The following is a 20,484-nucleotide window of genomic DNA, read 5'->3' on the forward strand; positions in this document are numbered from 1 at the left end:
GCACACGGCGTGTTCCAGTCGCATACTCGGGCTATGTCGACTCCACCACGCACGCGGACCATTGAGGAACTGCTGCACAGGCGCAGCGACCTCTCCACCTTCCTCGTCCACCTGAGTCGCAACAACCAGGGAAAGGAGAATGACGCCCGCGACAACCTTCTCTCGATCCTGGTCAGTCGGAGGATCAGCGCGACCAGCTTCTTCGGGGTAGCTGAAGACCAAGCAAAACAGGTCCCAGAGGTGGCCGAGACTCAGCGCGTAGTCTGCTTCTCTGAGACTCCCATCGAGCACGTCTGGATGATGTGTGAGCAGATCCCCGGGCGAAGCGTGCAGCTCAAGGGCTACGGGCTGGCAATCACGAAGGTCTACGCTCGCTCTCGCGGGGTGAACCCCGTCTGGTACGTGGACCAGACCCCCTCATCCAACTCTCCGACATGGTTGACGAAGGCTTTCAAGGCTTTGGTCGAGCAAGCCGAAGTGCGAGCCCTCGTAGAGAAGGACACCTCCGACCAGAGCTACGGGGAGTTGCTCGCAGAGTCCCCGGTCCTGAAGCTCACACCCTTCATTGAGCCGATGGGCACCTACAACGTGGCACGGGAGTTCTGGTGGGAGCGAGAATGGAGGCACGTCGGAGACTTCAGGTTCCTCGCGCCCGAGGACATCATCGTCGCCTTCGTTCCGGAGGCGGACCAAGAAGCGTTCCGCCGAGACCTAACGGCCTTGATCAAAGATGAGCTTGAGGATGAGGAACCGTTTGACTGGGGTGTTGGGGAACCCCTTCGCCAAGACTATTACGAGCATCTGGTCTTCGTAGACGCCACCTGGAGCCTTGAGCACATGATCGCCTCCATCGCCGGAGCGAAGCACGCGTAACCTCCGCGTCATGGCTTAGGCCGTGGCGGCAGCGTCTTCACGGAGCTTCAGCAATCCGGCGCGCCTGCTCCTTGTCTCCCCAGTCAGGTGATCCGCATGCGCGTAACGAGGCCCCTGAGATCCTCGGAGAGGACCCTGTGACGGTCGTGGAGGTGGGTCGCGACGGTACGCGCGGACGGGTGGTAGCGGGTCATCTGGGGAGCGACTCGCTCCGCCGTCAGCAGCCGAGCGAGCGCCTGCTTGGAGCGGCCCTGCTCCATGTGCGCGCGCGACATGTCGATGAGGTGGTGGGCGCGGCGCTCGGCGGGGAGGGTGGAGAGCACGGGGGCGGTAATCTCCGCGTCCCGCCTCAGGGCCTCGTCGTAGTCGCCCATCTCCACCGCCACCGCCGCGCCGTGGATCTGCACGTTCGCGTCGTTGAACTGGAGCGCGTACCAGTCCTGCGCGCGCGCCGGGAGCTGGCGCGCCGTCTCGACGGCCTGCGCGTGGTGGTCCCACGCCTCGCTCGCGGTGGTGTCGCCGGTCTGGGTGCCGCGCGCGGACAGCACGGCCGACCGCAGGTGCAGGGCCCCGTGAACGGCCAGCGCCTGCGGGGTGTCCGGCTCGACGCCGCCGGCCGCTGCGCGCACCAGGCGCAACCCCGCCGTCCAGGACCCGTACATCATCATCATGAGCGCCCGGGAGAGCTGCGCCAGGGCGGGGAGGTTAGGGTCATCGGACCGGGCGGCGGACCGTGTGGCGTCCTTGATCGCGGAGGTCGCTAGGTCGGTGTAGCCCAGGCGCCTGGACAGGGACACCGCCAGCGCCTGCGCGGCGTTCAGCAGCCGCCACGCGCGCGGAGAGTCGGTGGTGTGCACGTGGACGGCCAGCTCCTCGATGAGGGCGGGCAGGTCGGTGCCGACCTGGAGGTGGCGGGCGTCCTTGGAGGCGAGCCGCAGCCGCTCGACCTCGCGGGCGAGCGCGTCCAGGGAGCGCGGCCTCACGTCCGGCTCGGGCGGCACGTCCAGGGCGTCGAGCGCGCGGCGCAGGTCGGGGATGGTGGCGTGGACCCGGTCCGTCGAGGGGGTCTCGCCCCGGTACGGCTGCCCGTACAGCTCGGTGGCGTCCACCTGGAGGCAGCGGGCGACGACGGCGATGAACGCGGGGGTGGCGGCCTTGTGCCCGGCCTCGACCTGGGCGATGTGCGAGCGGGCGTAGCTGGTGCGCTGGGCTAGGCCCTGCTGAGTAAGGCCGCGCCGCTTCCTGGCGCGAGCCACGCGGGCTCCGACCTCGCCGGAGCGCCTGGGGGGCTGGTTCTCGGTCACGTGCTCGCCCTCCGTTCAGGGGGTGGTGGTTCAAGGGTAGGCGGTGGGGCGCTCGGAGAAGAGGGCTTCTCGGTCACTCTCTCCCGGCCCTACGCGTCGGACCCGTGGTGTTCCATAGGGGCAGGCGGGGTCTACCCGCCCCTTGTGACTGAGCATCAGGGAGCGCCCGTGAACGAACGCGGCCCCGCCGTCCAGCACAAGAACCGTCTTCGGCTCGTCTGCGGGTGCCGCCCAGACAAGAAGCCGAAGAAGGTCGGGTGGCTGGTCGACAACAGGGACGCGGCCCCGACAGACGCCGCCATAGAGAAGATGAACGAGCACTTCGGCCACCTGTTGCCAGAGGGCGACAGGTTCGGCGCCGGACTCATGGGCACTGAGGAGGAGCGCCGGGCCGTCCACCAGCTCAGCCGAACGGGGCGGCTGACCCGCAAGGGGACCTGGCAGGAGCTGAGGGAGCCCGCTGTCTTCGTCACAACCCCCGACGGCACTCGCAAACTGCGCCTGCGGTGCTCCCGCTGCGGCAGGGATGAGCAGTTCAAGGAGGCCCGGGTGAACAAGCTCGCCGACGCGGTGAAGGGGCTGCCGGTCAGCATCAAGTACGGGGGCCTTGACATCAGGAACCTGAACCTCTATCTTGACAGTTCAGTAGCGGCTTACCGCTGATCCTGCCTCGGAGATCACCATCCGGAGCGTCCTGGCTCTCAGTAGGGGCCCTTGGTTGTCGATCCCAAGGAGCCCCTTTTCTCATGCTCACTCTCCTTGCCCTGGTGGCCTTCAAGGCCCTGGACGTCGTCGCGCAGTCCATCAGCAACTGGGGCATGACCATGCGCCTCAGTGTTCTCTTGGTCGTCGCCGCTGTGCCGGGTACCGCCGTCACCTTCGTCGTGCACATGCTGACGTAGGGCGACGTACGCGCCAGGCGCTCTCTCCCGGTCTATGAACCCGGGCCATGGGGAACCATGGCCCGGGTCTCGTACGTCTGCGGTGCAGGGCTCGAAACCACCTGGAGGACACGATGAGTCGCAAGCGAGAACCGGCTAGCCCTCTGGCAGCGTTCAAGTGCGCCAAGTTTGTGTGCGCGGGCCGCCATGGAGTCCCTCACCAGGAAAGGTTCCTCGCTAAGGTCGGCTTCCACGGTCGCGAGACCAGGAAGTTCATGATGCGCGACTACGAGTCGGCCCACGGCTATAAGGACGGCGAGAACCTGGGGTTCGACACTGAGGCACTCTTCCCCCTCTACACCGTGCTGGAGGAGCGCTACGACATCGTAGAGACCACCCCCAGCGGCTCACGCAAGATCCGGTTGAGGTGCGAACTTTGCAGCCTCGACCGTCAGTTCACAGAGCAGAGGTTCATGTTGATGCTGTACGGGTTCCATGAAGCTGCGCCCATAAAGCCCCTCCACCCGATCGACATCGCGTGCATCCCCGGCTGACCACCAGAGCCCCGCCAGCTTGGCGTTCGACACCTCACGGCTCAACGACTACCCTGGCGCTCAATAGCGGCAAACCCAGAAGCTAACCGCTGACGGCGCCGGTTGCGCGCGAGCAGCCGCTTAAGCCTCGCGTGTTCATTGCGACCCTGAGTAGGGGTCCTTGGTTGCCATGCCCAAGGAGCCCAACCGCTCATGTTCACGCACCTCGCGCTCGTCGCCTGCAAGGTCATCGACCTCGTTGAGAAGTCCACCCAGGACTGGGGGACGACCTTCCGCCTCATCACCCTCGTGACCGTGCTCGCCCTGGTGGGCGCCGCCGTCACCTGGGCCGTGACGCGCATGTAGCGGCGGAGAGTCGCCTCACTCAGGCGCCCTCTCCCGGCTTACGAGTCTGGGCCGATGGTTTCCATCGGCCCAGACTCCCCCGGCCGCTAGCCGATAGCCAGGATCGCCTCACCGGTCAGCGCGGACACCAGGACGCGGAACGCCTCCAGGCGGGTGGGGAACTCCTTGTCGTACCCCTCGACCCGCCATGTCTTCCCGTCCTCCGCGAGGATCACGTAGCCGACGCGCTGCCCCTCCGAGTCCTTCACGAGGAACCGGTCCAGGTGGCGGCTCGTGGTCTGGCCGGTCCACCCCTTCGACGTGCGCATGCCACCCCGCGACTCGCGGACGGTGACGACCTCGGAGGCGTCTGGCCTGAGCGTCGGCACCTCGTCCAGGTTGACGGCCGGGACCAGCGTCGGCGCGCTGGACGCTCGGCGTGCCGTGCGGCGGGCCGTCAGCTCCTTCTCCAGCGCCTCCACGCGGAGCCGCAGCTCGGCCATCTGGGCGTGCACGCGGTGTCCTGGGGAGTCTCGGGGAGGGCCCCTCCACGGCCTTGGCGCTCTCCGTGCGCTCGGGGGCCTGCACGGTCTTCTTGGCGGTCATTCGTCTGTCTTTTCCTGTCGTCGTGGGTCAGGACGACCACGAATCCGACTCTGGACCAAATGGGGTACCAGAGAGATAGTCGTCAACACCATCATCGTCCCCGGCCCCGGGGACCATCCCCGCGTGCGCGGGGAGCACTCGGCGCCGGCGAACAGCTTGTCCTTCCAGAAGGGACCATCCCCGCGTGCGCGGGGAGCACGCGCCCTGCCGAAGACGGCGGCCATCGCCCCGGGGACCATCCCCGCGTGCGCGGGGAGCACGGCTTCGACGGCTTCGGCGTTGACCCGCCACCGGGACCATCCCCGCGTGCGCGGGGAGCACGGCCCGCATCCCCGCGGCCAGGCGTTCCTTGTGGGGACCATCCCCGCGTGCGCGGGGAGCACAGGCTGTGGAACGCGAGCCCGCTGCCGTTGGGGGGACCATCCCCGCGTGCGCGGGGAGCACAGTAAATGACCTGCGGAGATTCCACTGGGAACCAAGCGATTTTCAAACTTCTCGAGAATCGGACAAAACGCCCGCTCTCCTCCATGGACTCCCGCCTTCATATCGGAACAGGCGGGCAAGGGCAATCACAGACAGCAGAACAGCGCCCTGCCAAGGGCCACAGGGCCGGGTCGAGAAACCGACCCGGGAATTCCTTTGCGCACCCGCCAGCAACGACAACGGCGACAGCGAAGAGTCCGCCGTCACGAGCATGCAGATGGACCGGGTGGTGGAGACGACCGGCACCGCGAACGACCACGGACCGCGACGCCCCGGGCGTGGACGACCGGCTCACCGCCGCCGCACGGCGGTACAGCGAAGACCCGGACGCCCGCGACCACATGGCGCACGAGGTCCGGCATACGGCTCCCATGAGCGGTGCGACGCTCGGGAACGGAGAAAGCCGCCGAAGGTCGGCAGGAGTCCCCACAGGTGGCCGGAACCTGGATGGGCGGCGCGGGCCACCGCGCGGACATCCCCGCCGGGCCCTGGCCGCGATCGGGGTCGGCGCTCCCGGCGACGCCCGGTGCCCCCTGACAGACCGGGAGCGGCGAAAGCGATCGGAACCGAGTGAAGGGGTGGGCCCCACCTCAGGCGGGACCCACCCCTTCAGTGTGTGAGGAGGGCACCGGGACTGGCATTCGATTAAGAGTCGAAGCCTCTACGAGGCCGAGAAGGAAGTCCCGGTATGGCCTCACGTGGGCGGAGGGCGCGACGGCTGGTACCAGTGTGAAAAGGGAGTCGAACCCTTAGAAGGAAGCCGTCGCATGGCCGCCCGAAGTGATCGCGGCGAGGAGTGCACGGGGACTGGTGTCCGGCCCACTCTCGTGGCCACCGGATCCGACTGTGAGGAGGAAGTCCCCGTATCGCCTCACCGCATCGAACCCTAGCGGGTCCGCTCGGACACCCGCCAGCCATTTCCTCGCGCGGACCGCGGAGGACCGGGCAAGGCCCGGTGGCCGCACCCGGGAGGGTAGGCCACCGGCACCGCGCGGCCGGTCAGTCCGGCAGGAGCGCGCCGAGTTCGCGTGCGGTGAACACCTCGGTGCCCTCCGGCAGCCCGTCCGGGCGCTCCAGCCCGACGTAGGCCCAGCGCTCCCCCTCGGGAACCGTCTCCTCGGCCATCTTCCCGGCGTCGAACGGCACCACCCGGGCGCCGGCCCTCTCGGTCATCCCCAGCAGGTCGTCCACCGTGAAGGCGGTGCGCTCCACGATGGCCCTGGCCAGCAGCCCCGCGGAGACACCGGTCTGCTCCACCCGGTTGAACGCCACCCTTCCCGACAGGAACAGGTGCAGCCACCGGGCAGTCCAGCCCCCGCCCTCGGTCCGGGAGAACACCAGCGGGAGCGCCACGCGTGCGGCCCCCCGCAGATCGGACTTGGCCCGCACGGTCCGCGGCTCGAACGGCATGCCCTGCTGTTCCCCGTCGCGGCTCATGAAGCCGAAGAAACTCTCGGCCAGTTCCATGAAGCCCTCACCGGAGTACAGCAGTACCTGCGGAACCACGTGCCGCACACGGGACGCGACCTTGGCGAGGTCCAGGTCGATCATCTCGGTGGCCCCCTCCGGGGCCTCCACGATGTCACCGGAGTGCACCATGCCCGTGCCCTTGAGGTTGGTCCACGACACCTGGCCCGCCGGGGAGAAGCCGCTGTCGAGCAGCTGCACCGACAGGTCCAGGTCCGTACGCCGGGCCGCCTGGCGCCAGTGCACGAAGAACCGCAGCCGCTCGCCGTCCACCGGCATCTCCGACCCGCGCGGCAGCACACCCACGCCCCCGGCCGCACCCTTGCCCGAGCGGGGCACCGCGACGGTGCGCACGGCCTCGTCCACCAGCACCCGGTCGAACCGGGGCAGGCGCCGGGCCAGGGCCGCGTCCAGCGCGCCGACCACCGGGTCGACGTGTTCGGCGGGCAGTCGCTCGCGCTCGTCCCGCTCGACCCAGGCACGGGCCCGCTGGTTGACGAACATCCGGGCGACCCCCCGCCGCCGCCGGGAGGCCAGGTGCTCGCGGGCCGACACCAGGACGCGGGGCGCGACCTCGTCGGCACGGGCGTCCACCACCTCCGCGACCCGGACGGCCTCCTCGGGCGAGGCCTGGCGCAGGACCCGGTCCAGACCCCGGACCAGCCGTCCGGGAGACGCGGCCAGCAGGTCGAGCACGCGGTCGGTGTCGCCGTCGACGAAGGCCGCCTCCACCCGCGCGTCGAAGCCGCGCACCCGGCTCTCGCCCCGGGCGACCGCGAACACCTCGCGGGCGCCCGCCAGGGCCGGGTACTCGTGCGGGTGCAGGCGCTCGCCGAGCCGCTTGAACCGTTCCCGGTGGCGGGCGACGTCGCCGAGCTTGGCCCGGCTGCCCGCCACCACCCCCTCCAGCGCGGCCATGAGGGCCCGGCGCTCGCTCCGCCGGAAGGACCGGAACCGGGTGGGCCGGTCGAGGGTGACGTCGCCGTCGGAGAGGGCGCAGGCCAGCCGCAGGACGTCGGTGACCGTGTCCACCAGCGGCGCGCGCCCCTCGGCCATGCGGGCACGGTTGACGACGGCCCGGTTCTCGCGTACGGGGATCCGCTCGGGCTGTTCCCCGTCGGCGCACTCGGCCGCCAGCAGCTCCAGCAGGACGAGGTCGTCCTCGTTCAGGGGCAGCGGGCCGCCGGCCAGCTCCAGGTACAGGGCCCGCGTCTCCTCGGCCAGGGTGCGCCCGAGGTGCAGGACGCGGAGGCGGTCCTTGGCGCCGGCGACGAACGGCTCGCGCGCCTGCACCAGGGCGTCGAAGTCGTGCTGGTAGCGGCCGTACCGGGGCAGCTCCAGCAGGTTCACCCCGTTGGACGTGAAGACGGCCTCCGGCCTGACAGCGGGGTCGGCGAGTGCATCGGCCAGGCACGCCAGCCAGAAGTCGACCGTGTCCGGCACGTTCTCGGGGAAGTCGGCGAAGTACACGTTGTGCTGAACGTGGTCGCCGACCGCGGTCCGGACGGCGGCCAGAACGGGTCCGGCCGCGGCCAGGACGTCCTCGGGCCGGAGCCCGGACAGGTGGCGCAGCAGGTCCGCGGAGCAGGTGAAGCCCACGGACAGCAGAGCGGCGTCGAACCGGCGCGTGGCGGCGGAACCGTCTCCGGGTTCCCCGGACGGCTCCGGCACGCGCAGGGTGCGCGTGATGATCTCGGAGGTCAGCATGCGCAGCATCGTCGCACCCCCGCGAAGCCCGCCGCCACGCCTTTTCCGTGCATACCGGACTTCTGTCCGGGCCGCCGTCATGTACCGCCCAGGTACTCCACGGAGTCCACGTGGATGCCGCCCCCGGCACACGAGACGCCGACCATGCGGCCGGTGAACCCCCCGGCCACCTCCGTGGACAGGTAGCGGCCGTCCAGCCTGCCCAGTTCGACCCCGCCCTCCGGGGTGCGGACCTCGGCGACGATGAGGTCCGGCCCCCGTTCCCTGCTGTACAGGGGGGCCGTCGGCGGGACCGCCCGCAGCTCGAGCACCGCCTCCGGCCGCAGGGGAAGCTCTCCGAGCACGCTGGTCAGCGGCCCGGCCTGCGCCACGGCGCGCACCCGGGTCCCGTCGACCTCCAGCGCGAACCGGTGGACGGGGTCGATCCGCACCTCCAGCGCGCCCACTCCCCCGTCCGCCGTGATGGCGGCCCGTGCGGTCATGGCCGTGTGCTCCTGGCGGCGGCCGACGAACACCCGGCCGGGGCCCGGCGGGGTCATCCGCCACCGGTCGCCCGACCACCGCAGCACCCGGCCGGGGAGGACACCGGCCCCGACCCACTCGGAACCGATCACGCCGTCGGCGAGCACCGACCGGACCGGCGCCCGCTCCGGCGGTTCGATCGGTCCGGCGACCACCGGCCAGCCGTCCTCCCATGCGACGTCCACCGCGAACGTCTCCCTGCCGAGCACGTGCCAGCCGGGGAAGGAGCCCTCGGGGCGTACCCCCAGGAACACCATCGCCCACGACCCGTCGGGGCGTTCGACCAGATCGGCGTGCCCTGTGTTCTGGACCGGCCCGGGGGTGCCCCGGGCGGTCAGCAGGGGGTTGTGCGGGCAGGGCTCGAACGGCCCCTCGGGGGAGGGGCCCCGGGCGACCGTGACGGCGTGCCCGGGACCGGTCCCGCCCTCGGCCACGACGAGGTACCACCACCGGCCGGTCCGGTACAGGTGCGGTCCTTCCGGGTCCCTCCCGCCGGTGCCGCTCCAGAGCGTGCGCGGCTCGGACAGCAGCGTGCCGGTGGCCGGGTCCAGGACGGCCTGGCGGATCCCACCGTCCGACCAGGTGAGGAGGCAGCGGCCGTCCTCATCCCACACCAGGTCGGGATCGATCCCGCCCGCATCCCGGATGCGAACGGGATCCGACCAGGAGCCCGCGGGGTCGGCCGCGGTCATCAGCAGGTGGCCGGGGCCGTCGGAGACGTTGGTGGTCACCAGGAAGAAGGTCCCGTCATGGTGGCGCAGGGTGGGGGCGTAGACGCCGCCGGAGGCGCCCGCCCCGGCCAGGTCCAGTTGTGCGGGACGGTCCATCACCGCGCCGATCGGCTCCCAGGTGACGAGGTCCCGGGACCGGTACAGCGGCACCCCCGGTGCGTACTCGAAACTGGAACACGCCAGGTAGAACACGTCACCGACCCGACAGACCGTGGGATCGGGGTGAAAGCCCCCGAGAACGGGGCGCGTCGGCAGGGCACCGGCCTGGGTGGGGGTCTCGGGCTCGATCACGCGATGAGTGTGGCATGTTCCCCGCACACCCGGAAGGGGACCGCCACGAGAACGCACCGCCCCGCACACGCGCCCCGGCCGGTCCCTGGTGCTCCATTCCGAGCCGACCGGGGGCGCCCGAACGTGGACCGGACCACGGTCCTAGAGCACGGGCAGGGTCGGGCCCCGGACCGAGTCCGGAACCGGTCCCTCTCCGACGCAGGTGGCGGTGTCGCCGGACGACGATGGCGGCATGGCTTCCACCCGCGCCACCCCTGCTACGCAGGGAGCACCTGACCCGGGTCAACGACATCCTCACCGCGACGGAACCATCCCCGCATGCGCGGGGAGCACGCTCCGTGGCCTCCGTCCGTCTGGCCCCGGACAGTTCCCTGGGACCATCCCCGCGTGCGCGGGGAGCACGACATGATCAAGCCGGTCCAGTTCGAGATCCGGGGACCATCCCCGCGTGCGCGGGGAGCACGACCGGTATTGGTCGGATCGGTTGCCGATGACGGGACCATCCCCGCGTGCGCGGGGAGCACCGGCGTTGCCAGGCTGTCGACGGTCACGCCGAGGGGACCATCCCCGCGTGCGCGGGGAGCACGGGTTGCGCAGGGTGGCCTACCCCGGGTAGGTGGGACCATCCCCGCGTGCGCGGGGAGCACCACCACTCCCAGCGCGCCGTGCCGCCGCCGTCGGGACCATCCCCGCGTGCGCGGGGAGCACATGCAGCAGCTCCTGACCTCGGTCAGGGCCCAGGGACCATCCCCGCGTGCGCGGGGAGCACGCGTCCTAATCGCGGTCGGCGCGGACCGGATCGAGACCATCCCCGCGTGCGCGGGGAGCACCGGTGGATCACCACTGCCGAGCATGGCGACCTGGGACCATCCCCGCGTGCGCGGGGAGCACGGACCCAGGAGGCTCCGATGAGCAACGTCGTTGGGACCATCCCCGCGTGCGCGGGGAGCACCCGCCACACCGCGGCCATGCGTAGGGCGTTCAGGGACCATCCCCGCGTGCGCGGGGAGCACTGGCCCTTCGTCTTCGTGGCCCGCAAGTACCGGGGACCATCCCCGCGTGCGCGGGGAGCACGGCTCGCGCCATCATCTCCCGGAAGTATCCCAGGGACCATCCCCGCGTGCGCGGGGAGCACAACCACAGCTCCGCGGCCCGGTCGCGCCACCAGGGACCATCCCCGCGTGCGCGGGGAGCACTCCAGCTCCGGAGGGGCCGGGGCGGCGGCGTCGGGACCATCCCCGCGTGCGCGGGGAGCACAACCACAGCTCCGCGGCCCGGTCGCGCCACCAGGGACCATCCCCGCGTGCGCGGGGAGCACTCCAGCTCCGGAGGGGCCGGGGCGGCGGCGTCGGGACCATCCCCGCGTGCGCGGGGAGCACAGTAAATGACCTGCGAAGATCCCACCGGGGAACAGCCGATTTTCAAACTTCTCGAGAATCGGACAAAACACCCGGGGCCCATCCCGACCTCCCCGAATTCCTAACAGAACACGAGGGGCGAGGCAATCACCCGGCCGCGGCGCCGAACCACCGCGACAGCGCCGCGGACAGTCCCTCCGACTCCTCCGGTCCCCCCACCCCCTCCCCCGCCCACACCACGTGGCCATCCGGCCGCAGCAGCACCGCCGCGGGCACACCCGCCTCCCCCGGCTCCGCCACCTCGTCGACGACGTGGTCCACCCGGTCCTCCCACCCCGTCACCGACAGCCGCCCGCCCCGGTCCAGCAGCAGCCCGCGGCCACCGTGCATCGACCCGTACAGGCGCCCGACCCGCTTCAGCCCCACATCCCGCAGACGCCTGCCGAGCAGAGCCCTCCCCTCCGCCGCCTCGACCGCTCCCCCACCGACGTCGTAGCGGATCCCCGTGGCGATGATCTTCTCGGTCAGGTACCGGTTCACCTCGTCCAGGTCCATCAGCTCCGACACCAGGCGGCGCACCGCCCGCGCCCCCGGCTCGGGCGACATCAGCTCCGTCTGCGCCCTGGTGTTGTCCAGCACCTGAGCCGCCACCGGGCGCCGCTCCGCCTCATAGGTGTCCAGCAGGGCCCCCGGCGCCCACCCGTTGACCTCCGCGGCCAGCTTCCACCCCAGGTTGAACGCGTCCTGGACCCCGAGGTTGAGCCCCTGCCCGCCCACCGGCGGATGGATGTGCGCCGCGTCCCCCGCCAGCAGTACCCGCCCGACCCGGTACCGCTCCGCCAACCGGGTGCTGTCGCCGAAGCGCGACATCCACCGGGGCGAGTGCACCCCGAAGTCGGTCCCCGCGTACTCCCGCAGCTGCCGCCTGAAGTCCTCCAGGGTCGGCGCGACCGTACGGTCCTCCGACACCCCCGCCGCGGGTACGAGCACCCGGTGCACCCCGTCCCCCACCGGCCCGATGCCGAACCACAGGTGGGTCCTGCGGACCTCGGCCACGGTGGCGGCCACCTCCTCCGGCGGCGCGGTCACCTCCATCTCCCCCAGCAGCGCCTCACGCCGAGCGGGCTCCCCGGGGAAACCGACCCCGAGCAGCCTGCGCACGGTGCTCCGGCCCCCGTCGCAGCCGACGAGGTAGCGCGAGCGCAGCCGGGTCCCGTCGGCCAGCTCCGCGGTGACGCCCTCCCCGTCCTGTTCCAGGCCGACCAGGCCGACGCCGCGCCGGATGTCGGCGCCGGCCTCGGCGGCGTGTTCCTCCAGCAGGCGGTCGATGGTGGTCTGCGGGATGCCGAGCACGTACCCGTGCGCCGTGTCGAGCCCGGTGGGCTCGGGCTTGGGGATGGCGGCGAAGAACCCGCCCAGGGGGTACTTCTGCCCGAGTTCCAGGAACCGCCCCAGCAGGCCGCGCTGGTCCATCACCTCGATGCTGCGCACGTGCAGCCCCAGCGCCCGCACGAACGGCGGCCGCTCGGCGTCCCTCTCCAGCATGACCACCCGCACACCGTGCAGCCGCAGCTCGGCGGCCAGCATCATCCCGGTCGGCCCCCCGCCGGCGATGAGCACGTCGATCATGTGTCCCCCTGGTTCCACGCAACGGAAAGAACGGCCCCACCCAGGTCGCGGATCCCCCGCAGGTGACGGCCGTGATCGACGATTCTGCGCCCTACCCCGGGTCTTGCCGCAAGCCCCGGGGTGCGCTATAGATTGAGAGTGGCAGGAGGTTCCCGGAACCCCTGCCTTTTCTCGTTCCTCCCCGCGGCCCTTCGGCCGATCCCGCCCGGCCCCGGCTCGGTCCCGCCCGATGCCGGGGCAGGTCCGGCGGCCGTCCCCGAAGACCGGCCCGCCGAACACGCTCCCCCGGAGCCCGCCGGCCTCCGTGTCCGGACACGGCGTCCTGCGCCCGCCCCGGCCCGCGCCGACGGATCCTTTCCGCCGGTCCCCGCCCCCGTGTCGCGGCGGCCGGCCCCGGACGGCTCCGCCGCGGACCCCGCGGGCACGGCCGGACGGCCGCCGCGCCGCCCTCCTCCTCGGCCTGTCTCCGGCCCGGTGGTTCTGGAAGGGTGGGAACGTGGTGCCCCCGAAGCGGAAAGGACCCCCGTGGCCCCCCAGCCCCCGCAGTCGCCCGTACCCGCTCCCCCGCCCGCCCCGAACCGCATCCGGCCGTGGCCGCTCGTCGCCGCGGCCGTCGCCCTCGCCCTCCTCCTCGCCGCGGGCGGCGCCACCGCCTGGCTGCTGTGGGCCGACCGGCCCGGGGGCGGCGAGACCGTGGAACTCCGCCTCGGGGACGGCACGGACACCGTCTCCCCCGGGACCGTCGACCGGGTCTCCGCGATCCTCCATCAGCGCGTCGCGTCCCTGGGGGCCGGCGAGCCGGTCGTCACCCCCCGGGACGACTCCACCGTCACCGTCGAGCTCCCTCCCGACACGGACGTCCGGGAGGCGGTCGCCCTCCTGGAGCGCCCCGGGGTCATGGCGGTCCACCCCGTGTTCGGCACCGCGGGCAGCACCGCCCAGAGCGCCTTCGAGGACGAGAAGGTCCTGGCCGACCCCGGTTCCTCCGAGGCGCTGCGGCTCGGCCCCGCCGGGCTCGGCAACGAACAGGTCGCCTCCGCCGGGGCCGGGTACAACTCCTCGTTCGGCCAGTGGGAGGTGCACGTGGAGTTCACCGAGGAGGGCGCCCGGGAATGGGCCCGGGTGACCGGTGAGGCCGCCTGCCGGCCCGCGGGCGACGCGGGCCGCCGAATCGCGATCGTGGTGGACGAGGAGATCGTCTCCGCCCCCGAGGTCGGCCCCGACGTGGACTGCGGGACCGGGCTCGGCGGCCGCACCACCGTCATCAGCGGCGACTTCGACCGCGCGGAGGCCGAGGCGCTGGCCGACCTCGTCGGCTCCGACCCGCTGCCCGTGGCCGTCTCCGCGGTGCCCTAGGGTGCCCGAACGGAACCGTCAGCGATTCGAGCCCAGGAGGCCCCGTGACCCCCACTCCCGATGTGGACGTGGTCGTTTTCGACATCCTCGGCACCATGGTCGACGAACCCGGCGGGATCGAGCGCGGTATCCGCTCGCTGGTCCCCGGCCTCGACGAGGCGCGGACGGGCGACCTCGTCGGACTCTGGCAGCGGCACGTCGACGAACAGCAGCGTGAGATCCTCTCGGGCGGTCGCCCCTACGCGGACAGCACGGTGCTCGACCGCGAGGCGGCGGAACGCGTCGCCGCCGAGGTCGGCGTCGGCGACCCGGAGGCGGTCCGTTCGCTGGCGGCCTCCGCGCAGCGCCTGGACCCGTGGCCGGACTCGGTGTCGGCCCTGGGCCGGATCGCCGCGCGCCTGCCGGTGACGGGCCTGTCGAACGCCGGCCGTTCGGCGCTCACCCGGATCAACGCGCACGCCGGGCTGCGCTGGCACCAGATCCTGTCCGCCGAGGACGTGCGCGGCTACAAACCCCGCGCCGACGTCTACCGGCTGGCGGTCGCCGACTCCGGCCTGGCCCCCGAGCGCCTGCTCATGGTCGCCGCCCACGCCTGGGACCTGCGGGGCGCGCAGGCGGTCGGGATGAGGACGGCCTACGTGGAACGCCCCGTCGGGGACCCGCCCCGGCCGGAGGACGCCTTCGACCTGGAGGTGGGGAGCCTCGACGGCCTGGCGGAGGTCCTCACCTCCTCCTGAGCTCCCGGGGCGGGCCTCGCGGGCCGACGCCGTGGCGGTCCCTCGTGGGCTCGGTGCGCTGCGGGCCGCACCGCACGGGGGCCGCGTGCGCCCGCCCCGTCCGCCGGAGCTCCGGGGCCCTCCCGGGCACCTCGCCCCGGGGTGGCCGGAAAAGGCCATGACCTGCACCGATGGCCGTCCGTGTGCAACGATCGGAAGTATCGCTCCGTCCTCGACGAAGGAGGAGAGTCCCGTGGGCAAGACCGCTGACCTCCAGCGCGCGTACTTCGATGCCATCCGGTCAGGGGACGTGGACGCCGTCCGTGCCCTCCTCCACCCCGAGTACGAGTTCACCGACGAGGAGGGCGTCACGCACGACGTGGACGGCTCCCTCGAGAAGGTCCGCACGTACACGTCCGCGTTCCCGGACATGGCGTTCGACATCCACCGCCAGCTCGAGCTGGGGGACGTCTGCGTGCTGGAGGCGACCATCACCGCCACGCACACCGGCGACTTCTCCGGCCTCCCGGCGACGGGCAGGCGCATCCACGCGGAGTACTGCAACGTCATCGAGGCCCGCGACGGCCTGATCCACCGCGAGCACGACTACAGCGACAACCTGTCGGTGATGCGTCAGCTCGGCGCGGTGCCCGCGTAGGTTCCGGCCCGGGCGGGCCGGAGCCCGGCCCCGTCCGCACACCTCCGTTCCCCGTGCCCCGGCCCCGACGGCCGGGGCACGGGGAACGGCGCGGCGGGTGTGCGCGGCGGCGCCGACCGCCCGGAGGGCGGAAGCGGACCGGGCCGTGACCGGGCCGGGCGCCCGTGGGTCGACCGCGGACGCGGTGCGCCGACCGGTGCCGGCGCGTCAGCCGATACGCCGGGGAACACCCGTATCGCCAGTTCTCGTCGGCATATCGGGGCGGAGGCCGGACATCTCCGCCCATCTCCGGTCCGGGACCTTGGTAGCCACTTCCGGAATATGCGCCGAGACGCCCACCGGCCTGATCTCCCGGAGGTACATTCGACGCTGCGAAGACACTCTGAAGGGTCCCATGCGCGCACTTCCGGACACGGCTCCGTCGGCCCTCCCCCCGAGGGCGAACGATCACAGAAACCCCTCCGCCCCCTCCCCGCACCACCCCCCGGCCGACCGGCCCTCCGGTCCCCCGTACGGGATCCCGTCGGAGACGGCGCCGGGGGACGGGCGCCGGAACCCCCGGCCCGCGTTCCGGGCCCTCCTGCTCGCCTGCGCGTCCGGCGCCGCGGCCGCCGCGCTGGTGGGTGTGCTGGTGCTGCCGCCGCTGCCGCAGGCGTTCGGCGAACCCGACGCCGGGCCCTGCCCGCACCTCCACGGCGGCCGACCGGTCCTGCCGTAGCGCGTACCGGGCGTATGCCCCCCGTTCGGCGCCCGCGCCACAGGACCCGAGCGGACGCACCCCGCCGTTCCCCGTCCCGCGCGGCCGGCGGCGCCCCGCCGCCGGGCCCGACGGACTCCGGCGAGGCGGTCGGCGGATCCGACCCGGGCGCGGCCGCCCGAACGCAGGGGACGGGGCAGCGGCCCCGCGGAGGCGGGGACCCGGCGGCGGCCCCGCGCGGTGCGCCCTCTTCCGGCCCCGTTCCCCGGACGTGCGCCGCCGGCTCGGCGTACCGCCGGCCCCGGCCGCCCGGTCGGCGGCCCGGGAGCGCACAGCAGCCCCTCCACGACGGCCGCCCGCCGCGGTGCGCGGCCGCACGCGGACCGCTCCGTCCCGCACCGCCCCGGGAGCGGGGCCCCGGTCAGCGGGTGCCCGCGCGCACGGCGCGGGTCCCCGGCCGTGCCGTGCTCCTGCGGATCGCCCACTCGGCGACGGCGAGGTTGATCAGCCACCCCGCCGCCATCAGCCCCGTCCTGGCGGCCTCGCCCGGCTCCCCCAGGAACACCGTCCAGGGCAGGTGGGTGAACACCTGGGTGCCCGCCCCCTGGCCGATCGCGTACCCCCGGATCATCCACGCCCGGTGTCCGGTGATGTCGCCGCGCCGGACGGCCGCGAACCCCACCAGGATCGCCGCCGCCATGGCGCTCCCGAACACCAGCCGCACCAGGGTCAGCGAGACGTTCTCCCCCTCGTTCAGGGGGTAGGACAGGCTCATCCACAGCCCGGTCAGGGCCGCGACGAGCCCCAGCGGGACCAGCACCCTCCCCGCGGCCCGGTGCCAGCGGCGGCGCCGCAGCCGGGGCGCGAACTGCAGTGTGCCCAGCAGGCAGTAGGGCACGGCGGCCACGATGTGCAGCACCACGGGCACGGGGTCGGCGAAGAACCGGGCGTTGTCCGGGGTGACCGGCCCGCCGCCGCCCAGGTCGCCCAGGCGCACGCCGCCCGCGATGACGGGGACGGCGCTGAGCAGGATCAGCAGAACGGGTACGGGCCACTCGCGTCGCGCGGAGGGGGTCAAGACGGGTCCTTTCGCTGCCGGGGCGGCACCGTGTCCGCCGCCGTGACCCGATCATGGCCGCCGGACCCGTGCCCGGGCATCGGCGTTCGGGCCGCGTCCGCCTCCCCCCTGGGGAGGAGGGCCGACTCACCCTTCCGGTCAGCGCCGGGTGTTCCCGGCGCGCCCGGTCTCGTAGGCCCACATCGCGGCCTCGACCCGGTTGCGGGCGCCGATCTTGGCCATGAGGCTGGCGATGTGGGTCTTGACCGTGCTGACCGCGATGTAGGTCTCGCGGGCGATCTCGTCGTTGGTCCGTCCCCGGGCCACGGCCTCCAGGATCTGCTCCTCCCGGTCCGTGAGCGCCTCGGCGGGCTGGACGGGCGGCCCGGCCGGGCGGCGTCCGGCGAAGGCGTCGAGCAGCCGCCGTGTGACGTTGGGGGCGATGAGGGCGTCGCCCGCAGCGGCGGCCCGCACGGCCTGGGCGAGCAGTTCGGTCCCGGCGTCCTTGAGCAGGAACCCGCGGGCCCCGGCCCTGAGGGCGGCGTACACGTACTCGTCGAGGTCGAACACGGTGATGACGACGACCGCGAGGGGGTCCTCGGCGTCCGGTCCGGCCAGCAGGCGCGTCGCCTCGATGCCGTCGGTGCCGGGCATCCGGATGTCGAACAGGCACACGTCGGGGCGCAGCCTGCGGGCCAGCTCGACGGCCGCGCGGCCGTCGGCGGCCTGGCCGACGACCGTGATGCCGGGCTGGGCGTCGAGGATCATCGTCAGGCCGGTGCGGACGATCTCCTGGTCGTCGGCGACGACGACCCGGATGTCCGGCGGCGTGTCCCCCGCGCTCATGCGGCGGCCCCGGACCGGGGCAGGTCGGCGGTGACGGTCCAGCCCCTGTCCGGGTTCGGGGCGGCCCGGCAGGTGCCGCCGAGCAGGTCGGCGCGCTCGGCCATGCCGACGAGGCCGTAGCCGGTCGAGCGCCGCGTCACGGGGTCGCCGTCGTCGCTGACCCGCAGGTGCACGGCCGCGGCGTCGGCGGTGACCCGCACGCGGATGCGGGTGGCGTTGCGGGCGTGCCTGCGGGCGTTGGTGACCGCCTCCCGGGCGAGGCGGTGGAGCGCGGCCGCCACCTCCGGGGGCAGGTCGTCGAGGCCGTCGGCGACCTCCACCTCCACGGCCGGCCCGCCGGCCCCGGCCTCCCCGGCGAGTTCGCGCAGGTCACCCGCCCGCGGGTGGGGCACCCGCCCCGCGGGGGAGGTGTCGTCCCGGCGCAGGACGCGGACCAGGGCGCGCATCTCGGTGAGGGCCCGGCCGGCCTCGGACTCGATGACCTGGAGCGCGTCCACCGCGGCGTCGGGACGGGACTGTGCGACCGCCAGCCCGGCCTGGGCGCGGATCGCCATCGCCGAGACGTGGTGGGCGACGGTGTCGTGCAGGTCGCGGGCGATCCGTTCGCGTTCGAGCAGCCGGGCGCGTTCGAACTCGCGCTCCTTGGCCCCGGCGCGGTACCGCGCGGCCGCGCCCAGGGCGCTGACCGAGAACACCACCGCGACTCCGCCCAGGGCGTCGCCCGCGGCCCCGGAGTCCGCCAGGGCGCCGACGGCGACCGCGCCGACGAGCACGGTCGAGCCCAGCGCGACCTCCCGGCCCGATCCCCACCGGAACAGCGCGTAGGGCAGCAGCAGGAAGCAGAGCGTCGTGTACAGCGAGGTGATCTGGCCGCCCGACACGGCGGTGGCCAGGGACGAGAGGCCGAAAACGAGCGCTACCGCCGCCAGCGGGCGGGTGCGGCGCAGCGGCAGCAGGGCGATCAGTCCGACGGTGAGGAGCACCGTCGGGATCCGCCACGGCAGGTCGGGGCGCAGGACGCCCTCGACGACCGCGGCGGCCGCGAACAGGGCCGCGAGCGCCGGGTCCCACCCCGCGCGCCGCGGTGGGCCGGGAGGCCGGGGTTCGTCCCACAGGGAGCGGAGGAGGCCGTGCACAGGGCCAGGGTACAGCGGGCTCAGCGGCCCATGGCGGGGTGGATCCAGTCCAGGGGTTCCTGGGCCAGGGCCGCCTCGGCGAGTGCCCGGCCGGCGGCCGTGGTGATGCGCTCCAGGCTGGAGTCGATCCATCTCTGCGCCGCGGCGTGCCCCTGCGCCCGGTACTCCATGGCCTGGAGGAGGCATTCGAGCTTGTCGGCGTCCTTGGCGCAGCGCGCCTCCGGCGAGTCCTGCTCCTCGTAGGCGGCGACCGCGGAGCGCACCATGGCGCCCACCGCCTCCGGCAGGCCCCGGGCCTGGTCGGCGGCGATGTCCCGGGCGTCGGGTTTGGACTCCAGGTACTTCTGGGCCAGGTGGTGCAGGTCGCCGGTGCGGGTCTCGCCGGTGTCGTGCCACACGGCGATCAGGGCGGCCCCGGCGGGGTCGGCGCCCTCCATCGACGCCAGCACCGACGCGATCAGCCCGGTCCGCCACGAGTGCTCGGCCACCGATTCGGGGTCGCGCACCCCGGCGACCCACCAGCCGGTGCGGCGCTGGTTCTTGAGCGTTCCGGCCTCGAACAGCAGGTGCGCGATGCGGGCCGGTCCGGTGTCGCCCATGGTTGTGTCCTTCCACGCCTGGGGGCGGCGGCTCCCGCCCCAGGCCATCCAACTACATCCGGGCCCGGACCGCCCGGTTCCCGGTTCCGGGCGGCGTACCGCAAAAGCGAAGATGCCGAAAATATCCCTATCACTCCCTATGTGGTTGCATCAAAGGGAAGTAAAGGGTACTTTCGACAGGCCAGATCAGCGCCGTCGGGCACCGCCCCGGCCGGTGGGAGGAGCGGAGCACGTGGACACGACACCCGGACACCACCCGGCGCGGGAGCTGCGCGCGCTGCTGCGCGCCGACCTGGTGGCGGCGATGAGGGCCCGCCGGCCCGAGGCCGTCTCCGCACTGCGCACCGCCCTCGCCGCCATCGAGAACGCCGAGGCCGTCGGCGTCCCCGCGGACACGGGGGCCGCCGCGGCCGAGCACGTCGCGGGCGCCCGCCGGGGGGTCGGCTCCACGGAGGCGGCCCGCCGCGTCCTGTCCGCCGAGGAGGTCCAAGGCCTGCTGCGCACCCAGGTCACCGAGCGGCGGGCCGAGGCCGAGCGCTACACCGCCCACGGCCGGGGCGACGCGGCCGAGCGGCTGCGCGCCGAGGCGGAGGTCCTCACCGCCTACCTGGCCTGAAATCCCGGGGCGGCACCGCCCCCGGGGCGGCACGGCCCCCGGGACGGACGCGGTGACGGGGGAGGCGGCCCTG

At 73.1% G+C, this 20,484-nt stretch carries 19 protein-coding genes and 2 CRISPR repeat arrays; of the genes, 10 read left to right on the plus strand and 9 right to left on the minus strand.

Annotated elements, in window-relative coordinates; genetic code table 11:
* The first annotated feature begins 33 nt into the window (after positions 1-33).
* A complete protein-coding gene (locus ACSUPR_RS03570; protein ID WP_436889467.1) occupies positions 34-873 on the plus strand; it encodes an abortive infection system antitoxin AbiGi family protein in 840 nt (279 codons plus the stop codon).
* A gap of 83 nt (positions 874-956) precedes the next feature.
* Here the strand turns inward: ACSUPR_RS03570 and ACSUPR_RS03575 are convergent, their stop codons facing one another.
* Positions 957-2,177 (minus strand): helix-turn-helix domain-containing protein, encoded by a 1,221-nt coding sequence (locus tag ACSUPR_RS03575; RefSeq protein ID WP_436889468.1) that lies wholly within the window; start codon positions 2,175-2,177, stop codon positions 957-959.
* Positions 2,178-2,345: 168 nt separating this feature from the next.
* Between ACSUPR_RS03575 and ACSUPR_RS03580 the strand changes: the two genes are divergently transcribed.
* The 4 genes from ACSUPR_RS03580 to ACSUPR_RS03595 all read left to right on the plus strand — a co-directional run bounded on the left by ACSUPR_RS03580 (position 2,346) and on the right by ACSUPR_RS03595 (position 3,957).
* Positions 2,346-2,840, plus strand: a complete 495-nt coding sequence (locus ACSUPR_RS03580) for a hypothetical protein (protein ID WP_436889469.1) — start codon at positions 2,346-2,348, stop codon at positions 2,838-2,840.
* A gap of 83 nt (positions 2,841-2,923) precedes the next feature.
* On the plus strand, positions 2,924-3,079 hold the full coding sequence (locus ACSUPR_RS03585) for a hypothetical protein (RefSeq protein ID WP_436889470.1): 156 nt from the start codon (positions 2,924-2,926) through the stop codon (positions 3,077-3,079).
* 257 nt (positions 3,080-3,336) lie between these two features.
* Positions 3,337-3,612, plus strand: a complete 276-nt coding sequence (locus ACSUPR_RS03590; RefSeq protein ID WP_436889471.1) for a hypothetical protein — start codon at positions 3,337-3,339, stop codon at positions 3,610-3,612.
* Between the two features lie 192 nt (positions 3,613-3,804).
* Positions 3,805-3,957: a hypothetical protein gene (locus ACSUPR_RS03595; protein ID WP_436889472.1), complete on the plus strand. Its 153-nt coding sequence runs from the start codon at positions 3,805-3,807 to the stop codon at positions 3,955-3,957.
* An 86-nt stretch (positions 3,958-4,043) separates the two neighbouring features.
* Here ACSUPR_RS03595 and ACSUPR_RS03600 read toward each other — a convergent pair whose 3' ends face one another.
* From ACSUPR_RS03600 to rox, 4 genes are all read right to left on the minus strand, one after another.
* Entirely contained in the window at positions 4,044-4,451 is a 408-nt protein-coding gene (locus tag ACSUPR_RS03600) for a hypothetical protein (protein ID WP_436889473.1), read from the minus strand.
* A gap of 200 nt (positions 4,452-4,651) precedes the next feature.
* Positions 4,652-4,986: a CRISPR direct-repeat array (repeat unit 29 nt; unit sequence GGGACCATCCCCGCGTGCGCGGGGAGCAC).
* Between the two features lie 1,038 nt (positions 4,987-6,024).
* On the minus strand, positions 6,025-8,208 hold the full coding sequence (locus ACSUPR_RS03605; RefSeq protein WP_436889474.1) for a TerD family protein: 2,184 nt from the start codon (positions 8,206-8,208) through the stop codon (positions 6,025-6,027).
* A 68-nt stretch (positions 8,209-8,276) separates the two neighbouring features.
* Positions 8,277-9,743 carry a family 43 glycosylhydrolase gene (locus ACSUPR_RS03610; RefSeq protein WP_436889475.1) on the minus strand — a complete coding sequence of 489 codons (1,467 nt, stop codon included), beginning with the start codon at positions 9,741-9,743 and terminating at the stop codon, positions 8,277-8,279.
* Positions 9,744-10,047: 304 nt separating this feature from the next.
* Positions 10,048-11,122: direct repeats of the CRISPR family, unit length 29 nt; unit sequence GGGACCATCCCCGCGTGCGCGGGGAGCAC.
* Between the two features lie 126 nt (positions 11,123-11,248).
* Positions 11,249-12,730 (minus strand): rifampin monooxygenase, encoded by a 1,482-nt coding sequence (gene rox, locus ACSUPR_RS03615; protein ID WP_436889476.1) that lies wholly within the window; start codon positions 12,728-12,730, stop codon positions 11,249-11,251.
* 525 nt (positions 12,731-13,255) lie between these two features.
* Between rox and ACSUPR_RS03620 the strand changes: the two genes are divergently transcribed.
* The 4 genes from ACSUPR_RS03620 (at position 13,256) to ACSUPR_RS03635 (ending at position 16,178) form a co-directional block, all read left to right on the plus strand.
* Positions 13,256-14,086, plus strand: a complete 831-nt coding sequence (locus ACSUPR_RS03620; protein ID WP_436889477.1) for a preprotein translocase subunit SecD — start codon at positions 13,256-13,258, stop codon at positions 14,084-14,086.
* 44 nt (positions 14,087-14,130) lie between these two features.
* Positions 14,131-14,823, plus strand: a complete 693-nt coding sequence (locus ACSUPR_RS03625) for a haloacid dehalogenase type II (RefSeq protein WP_436889478.1) — start codon at positions 14,131-14,133, stop codon at positions 14,821-14,823.
* 232 nt (positions 14,824-15,055) lie between these two features.
* Positions 15,056-15,460: an ester cyclase gene (locus tag ACSUPR_RS03630; RefSeq protein WP_436889479.1), complete on the plus strand. Its 405-nt coding sequence runs from the start codon at positions 15,056-15,058 to the stop codon at positions 15,458-15,460.
* Between the two features lie 394 nt (positions 15,461-15,854).
* The gene (locus ACSUPR_RS03635) at positions 15,855-16,178 is read left to right on the plus strand and encodes a hypothetical protein (RefSeq protein WP_436889480.1); all 324 of its coding nucleotides are present in this window, start codon (positions 15,855-15,857) and stop codon (positions 16,176-16,178) included.
* 400 nt (positions 16,179-16,578) lie between these two features.
* On the opposite strand, the gene ACSUPR_RS03640 is transcribed toward ACSUPR_RS03635, so the two are convergent.
* The 4 genes from ACSUPR_RS03640 to ACSUPR_RS03655 all read right to left on the minus strand — a co-directional run bounded on the left by ACSUPR_RS03640 (position 16,579) and on the right by ACSUPR_RS03655 (position 19,795).
* Positions 16,579-17,235, minus strand: coding sequence for a DUF2306 domain-containing protein (locus ACSUPR_RS03640; protein WP_436889481.1), 657 nt, complete (start codon positions 17,233-17,235; stop codon positions 16,579-16,581).
* A 138-nt stretch (positions 17,236-17,373) separates the two neighbouring features.
* Positions 17,374-18,060: a response regulator gene (locus tag ACSUPR_RS03645; RefSeq protein WP_436889482.1), complete on the minus strand. Its 687-nt coding sequence runs from the start codon at positions 18,058-18,060 to the stop codon at positions 17,374-17,376.
* Positions 18,057-19,196, minus strand: a complete 1,140-nt coding sequence (locus ACSUPR_RS03650) for a histidine kinase (protein ID WP_436889483.1) — start codon at positions 19,194-19,196, stop codon at positions 18,057-18,059. The genes ACSUPR_RS03645 and ACSUPR_RS03650 overlap by 4 nt, the downstream gene beginning before the upstream one ends.
* 20 nt (positions 19,197-19,216) lie before the next feature.
* Positions 19,217-19,795, minus strand: a complete 579-nt coding sequence (locus ACSUPR_RS03655; protein WP_436889484.1) for an HD domain-containing protein — start codon at positions 19,793-19,795, stop codon at positions 19,217-19,219.
* A 232-nt stretch (positions 19,796-20,027) separates the two neighbouring features.
* On the opposite strand from ACSUPR_RS03655, the gene ACSUPR_RS03660 reads away from it, so the two are divergent.
* A complete protein-coding gene (locus ACSUPR_RS03660; protein ID WP_436889485.1) occupies positions 20,028-20,411 on the plus strand; it encodes a GatB/YqeY domain-containing protein in 384 nt (127 codons plus the stop codon).
* Positions 20,412-20,484 lie beyond the last annotated feature (73 nt).

Source organism: Nocardiopsis dassonvillei (assembly GCF_964273065.1).
GTDB lineage: Bacteria > Actinomycetota > Actinomycetes > Streptosporangiales > Streptosporangiaceae > Nocardiopsis > Nocardiopsis dassonvillei_B.

Excerpts from the sequence above, each read along its gene's own strand:
- ACSUPR_RS03635 (WP_436889480.1), top strand. The coding sequence starts at position 15,855 with ATGCGCGCACTTCCGGACACGGCTCCGTCGGCCCTCCCCCCGAGGGCG.
- ACSUPR_RS03570 (WP_436889467.1), top strand. The coding sequence starts at position 34 with ATGTCGACTCCACCACGCACGCGGACCATTGAGGAACTGCTGCACAGG.
- ACSUPR_RS03595 (WP_436889472.1), top strand. The coding sequence starts at position 3,805 with ATGTTCACGCACCTCGCGCTCGTCGCCTGCAAGGTCATCGACCTCGTT.
- ACSUPR_RS03655 (WP_436889484.1), bottom strand. The coding sequence starts at position 19,795 with ATGGGCGACACCGGACCGGCCCGCATCGCGCACCTGCTGTTCGAGGCC.
- ACSUPR_RS03590 (WP_436889471.1), top strand. The coding sequence starts at position 3,337 with ATGCGCGACTACGAGTCGGCCCACGGCTATAAGGACGGCGAGAACCTG.
- ACSUPR_RS03605 (WP_436889474.1), bottom strand. The coding sequence starts at position 8,208 with ATGCTGCGCATGCTGACCTCCGAGATCATCACGCGCACCCTGCGCGTG.
- rox (WP_436889476.1), bottom strand. The coding sequence starts at position 12,730 with ATGATCGACGTGCTCATCGCCGGCGGGGGGCCGACCGGGATGATGCTG.
- ACSUPR_RS03585 (WP_436889470.1), top strand. The coding sequence starts at position 2,924 with ATGCTCACTCTCCTTGCCCTGGTGGCCTTCAAGGCCCTGGACGTCGTC.
- ACSUPR_RS03645 (WP_436889482.1), bottom strand. The coding sequence starts at position 18,060 with ATGAGCGCGGGGGACACGCCGCCGGACATCCGGGTCGTCGTCGCCGAC.